Genomic DNA, 5068 nt, shown 5'->3' on the forward strand with positions numbered 1-5068 from the left:
GCGGACGAGGCGGGCGGCGCGGGTACGGCGGAGCCGCGCCCCCGCGCGGGCGGCGGTGCGGCCGGCCCGAGCGGCCCCCGGTCACGCCACGGGCGCGCCGTTGGTCGTCGTGCGGGCGGTCCAGGCGTGCCAGAGGCGGGCGTAGGTGCCGCGCTTGGCGAGGAGGTCGGCGTGGGGGCCCTCCTCGACGATCCGGCCGTGGTCCATCACCACGACCCGGTCCGCCGTCTCGGCCTGGGTGAGGCGGTGGGCGATCACCAGCGCGCTGGCGTCGCCGATGGCGTTGGCCGTCGCGCGGTCGAGGGCGCGGGCCGCGCGGGCGCCGGTCTCGGCGGTCGCCTCGTCGAGGACGAGCACCCGGGGCCTGGCCAACACGACGCGGGCCAGGGCGAGTTGCTGGGCGCGTTCGCTGCTGGGTTCGAGCCCGTCGGGGCCGACCCTGGTGGCGGTGCCGTCCGGCAGGTCGAGGACCCAGTCGGCGCCGACCGCGCGCAGCGCGGCGTCCAGGTCCGCGTCGGGCGCGTCGGGCGCGGCGAGGCGGAGGTTGTCGGCGACGGTGCCGGCGAAGACCCGCACCTCCTGGGTGACCAGCAGCACCCCGGCCTCGGCCGCCGCGCCCGGCACGACGGGCTCGCCGTCGAGGAGGACGCGGCCGGCGTCGGGGGTGTGGATGCCGGCGACCAGCCCGGCGAGGCTGGACTTGCCTGAGCCGGAGGCGCCGACGACGGCGATCCGTTCCCCGGGGTGGACGGTGAGCGAGACCTCGGTCACGGCGAGGCGGCCGGGCGCGTGGGCGAAGCTGACGTTCTCCAGCGTCAACCGGGCGGGTGTGCGGGCCCGTTGGGCGGCGCGTTGCGCCTCGGTGGCGCGCGCCGCGTAGCGGTCGGCGACGCTGACCACGCCAACGAGCCTGCTGAGCCCGGCCGTTGCCCGTTGCAGCGCGTCGAACTCGGAGAGGACCACGCCGATCGGATCGAAGAGCCTGAAGTAGAGCAGCGCGGCCGTGGTGGCGGCGCTTACGGTGACCGTCCCGGAGGAGCTGAGGAGCGCGCCGACCGCCAACACGGAGGCGAGGCCGACGAGTTCGGCCGCGTTGAGGCTGTTCCAGAAGGTGGCCATGATGCGGGTGGCGCGCAGCGCCGGCGCGATGGCGTCCTCGGAGGCGCGGGCGACGCGCTGGGCGTGGCGGGCGGAGCGGCCGGTGGTGACGATGGTCTCCTCGCTGGTGAAGACCTCGACGAGTTCGCCGGTGCGGTGGCCCTCGGCGATCCGCAGCCGCCGGTAGGCGGGGCCCGAGCGGCGCAGGAACCAGCGGGTGGCGAGCACCTGGACGGGCGCGGCGACCAGCGCGGCGAGCGCGAACCTCGGGTCGAGGACGGCCAGGCCGCCGGCGGTGACGACGATGGTGAAGCCGGCGGCGGTGAAGACGGGCAGCACGCCGCCGACCGCCTCGCCGACGGCCTCGACATCGCCGGAGACGCGGGAGACGACGTCGCCGACGCCGGCCTTCTCCAGCCGCGCCTGGGGGATGCCCATCGCGGTGCGGAACGCCTCCTCGCGCAGCTCGGCGAGGGCGGACTGGAGGAGCCTGGCCAGCCAGGCGTGGGCGAGCCGGCCGAGCGCGGCGGCGGCGATGCCGGCGGCGAGGATGCCGCCGGCGCAGGCGAACACCACGCCGCCGGGCTCGTTCTCGGTGACGGCCTCGACGATCCGGCCGAGCAGGGCGGGCGCGGCGAGGCCGCAGACGGAGGCGGCGACGAAGAGCGCGGCGACGCCGAGCAGCGCGAACGGGCGTCGGCCGAGACGCCGCACGGCCTGCCGGCGGGTGGTGCGGGCGTCGGCGATGGGCAGCAGCAACGCCTCGTCGGCGTCGGGCCGTTGGTCCGGGGTGGTGCTCGGGTGGTCCTGGGTGGTGCTCACGCGCCGATCAACTCCCGGTAGGCGGCGGACTCCGTCAGGAGCCGGGGGTGGGGGGCGACGGTCCAGGCGCCGTCGAGGCGGGCGGCGACGGTGTCGCAGACGGCCAGCAGCGCGGGGCTGGTGGTGACCAGCAGCAGCGCGCGGCCCGTGACGCCGGCGAGGCCCCGGGCGACCTCGGACTCGGTGACGGCGTCCAGCGCGGTGGTGGGGTCGTGGAGCACCAGCAGCGGTTGGGTGGTGTGCAACGCGCGGGCGAGCAGGATGCGTTGGCGCTGGCCGCCGGAGAGGGTGGCGCCGCCGGAGGTGAGGCGTTCGGCGCGGCCGTCGGGGAGCAGGCCGGCGACCTCGTCGGCGGCGGTGGCGCGCAGGACGTCCTCGTCGAGCGGGGCGTCCAGCACGACGTTGTCGTGCAGGGTGTCGGGCAGCACGCGGGCCCAGCCGCCCTGGGCGTGGACGTGGCGGGCGCGGGCCGTCTCGGGGTCGAGGGTGGCCAACTCCGTTCCCCCGACGGTGAATCGGCCGGGTTCGACGGGCGCGCGGCGGGCGAGGATCGCGACCAGCGCGGCGGCCTCGTCGGGCGAGTCGTGGACGACGCCGACGCGTTGGCCGACGGCGACGGTGAGCGCGGGCCAACGGGCGTCGGGGCCGGGGGTGATGAGCAGCGCTGGCCCCGACGCCCCCTCGGCGGGCGGGCGTTGACCGGTCGGGGGCCGTTCCTCGCCCGAGGACGGACGCGCGTCCGCGGACTGGTGGTGAACGGGGACGGCCGGCGGGGTCGTCAGGTGGTCGGCTATCCGGCGGGCCGAGGCGCGCTTCTGCGCCAGCTCGATGCCGAACACGCCCAGCCGGGCCATGGGTTGCTGGATGAACTGGGCGAGCCCGACGACCGCCACGAGCTGGCCCACGCCGATCTCGCCGTCCAGCGCGCGCAGTCCGGAGACCAGCGCGATCACCGAGGTCAGCAGCGCGGAGAAGACCACGCTCACCCCGTAGTAGCCGGCCTTGGCGCTGATCGCGCGGACGGCGGCCTCCAGGGAGCGGCGGCTGGCGGCGGCGTAGCGGCGGGCGGCCTCGTCCTCGGCGCCGACGCCCTTGAGCACCCGGACGCCGGAGACGAACTCGGTGGCCAGGCCCTCCGCCGTGGCGGCGGCGGCCTGTTCGGCGCCGCTGCGCCGCTCCAGCGGGCGGGACACCAGCTGCATCAGCAGCAGCGAGAGGGGCGTGGCGAGCAGCACGATCAGGCCGAGCGCGGGCGAGATGGCCAGCAGCGCGACGGCGCTGGTGACGATGGCGGCGAGCACCGAGACCAGTTCACTGACCGTCCAGCAGAAGCCGCCGACGCGGCCGGTGTCGGAGGTGGCGATGGCGGTGGTGACGCCGGGCGCGCGCCGTTCGGCGGCGCCGCCGGGGTGCAGGGCGCGGCCGACCACGCGCTGGCGCAGGGCGTGCGCGCCGTGGAGGGTGGCGCGCGTCAGGCAGGCGTAGCCGAACCGCCAGGAGAAGGTGAGCCCGGCGAACAGCAGGGCGAGCAGGGCGAGTTGGCGCAGGAAGCCGCCGGTGTCGCCGGTGACGATCCCGGATTCGATGGCCCAGCCGATGGCGACGGGGACGAGGGCCTCGCCGATCTGGTGGCCGCTGAGCCCGGCCGCGCCGCCGAGGAGCAGCAGGCCCCTGCGGTCGCGGAGCAGGGCGAGCCGGATGACCCCGCCGGGGGTGGCGGCGGCCGGCGCGGGCGGTGGGGGCGCGCTCGCGGGGGACGGTGACAGCACTTCGGACATTGGGCTAAGGTAAGCCTTACCTTACCGCCGGCTCAATGGAGCTACCCGCCGCACCATGTCGCCCCTCAGCCACGCGGCGCCCGCCGCAGTCCATCACACGGCCGCACCGGCCGTCCATGACGCGACCCCGCGCCCGGCCGCAGCGGAGCCGCCGGCGGCGCACCCTCGCGCGCGACTCGGCGACCTTCGCTCCGCCGGAGGCCGCGCCCGCGAACACGGCCGACACCAGAGCGGTTCCGAGAAGCGGTTCCCCCACCGGCCGGAGTCGGTGGTCCCCTTGCCAGGAGTTCAGATGAAGACGCCCTTCGGGTCGCCCGGCGGCCAGATGGTGTTCCTCGATGTCGCAGAGAAGGAGCTGGTGGGCTGATGATGTCCCTCACCATTCACCGCGCGCTGGTCACCGCCGTCCGCCGGCTGACGCCGGGGATGGCCCGGGTCACCCTGGGCGGCCCCGACCTGGCCGGCTATCCGACGACGGGCGTGGGCGACGAGTACGTCCGGCTGTTCTTCCCGCACGAGGGGGAGGCCGAGCCCGAGTTGCCGCAGGCGACCGAGCGCGGCGGATGGAGCTGGGAGGAGGAGCAGCGGCCGGCGCCGATGCGGACCTACACCATCCGTTCCGTGAACGCCGCCGCCCGCACCGTGGACATCGACTTCGTGGTCCACGACGGGGGCGTGGCCGCCGCGTGGGCGCTGGCTGCGAAGCCGGGCGACGTGGTCGGGATGACCTCGCCGACCGGGCTCTACGAGCTGCCGACGAACGCCCGTTGGCAGATCCTGGTGGCCGACGCGGCCGGGCTGCCGGCCGCCGCCCGACTGGTGGAGCAGACCCCGCCCGGGGTGCGGACCCGGGTGGTCCTTGAGGTCGTCGACCCGCACCACCGGCAGCCGATCTCGCTGGGCGACCCGGCGCGCGACGAGGCGGAGCTGACCGTGGAGTGGGTCTACGCCGGCAACGGGCACACCCCGTCCCGGCTGGACGCCGTCATCCGCGAGCTGGAACTCCCCGAGGAGCCCGGCTATCTGTGGTTCGCCGGCGAGACGGGCGTGATGCGGGCCGTCCGCAAGAACCTGCGGCACGAGCGGAAACTCCCCAACGGCACCTACACCACGGTCGGTTACTGGACGCACCGGGCGGAGGAGCTGCGGCAGCGCTGGGAGGCGCTGGACGAGGAGACCCGCACCCGGCTCTACCGGATGTGGGACGACGAGAGCCGCGACATCGAGGAGATCACGGACGACTACCACGCGCAGCTGGAGAGGCTGGGTCTGTGAGCACGGCCTCCGGGACGGCGCCCTCCGAGCGACTCGCGCCGGCGCGGGCGCGGGCGCGCGGGGGGCTCGGCCGGGGCGGCTGGCGGGCGGGCCCG

The 5068-nt window shown here is 76.2% G+C and carries 3 protein-coding genes; 1 reads left to right on the plus strand and 2 read right to left on the minus strand.

All coding sequences use genetic code 11. The features are described from left to right. Positions 1–81: 81 nt before the first annotated feature. Both EBN88_RS28465 and EBN88_RS28470 read right to left on the minus strand, forming a co-directional pair. Positions 82–1920 (minus strand): ABC transporter ATP-binding protein, encoded by a 1839-nt coding sequence (locus EBN88_RS28465; RefSeq protein ID WP_122399894.1) that lies wholly within the window; start codon positions 1918–1920, stop codon positions 82–84. Then, the gene (locus tag EBN88_RS28470) at positions 1917–3698 is read right to left on the minus strand and encodes an ABC transporter transmembrane domain-containing protein (protein WP_122399895.1); all 1782 of its coding nucleotides are present in this window, start codon (positions 3696–3698) and stop codon (positions 1917–1919) included. The genes EBN88_RS28465 and EBN88_RS28470 overlap by 4 nt, the downstream gene beginning before the upstream one ends. A gap of 366 nt (positions 3699–4064) precedes the next feature. On the opposite strand from EBN88_RS28470, the gene EBN88_RS28475 reads away from it, so the two are divergent. After that, complete coding sequence (locus EBN88_RS28475) at positions 4065–4973, plus strand: siderophore-interacting protein (protein ID WP_233581070.1); 909 nt, start codon at positions 4065–4067, stop codon at positions 4971–4973. Positions 4974–5068: the final 95 nt, after the last annotated feature.

The organism is Streptomyces triticirhizae (assembly GCF_003696235.1).
Lineage (GTDB): Bacteria > Actinomycetota > Actinomycetes > Streptomycetales > Streptomycetaceae > Streptomyces > Streptomyces triticirhizae.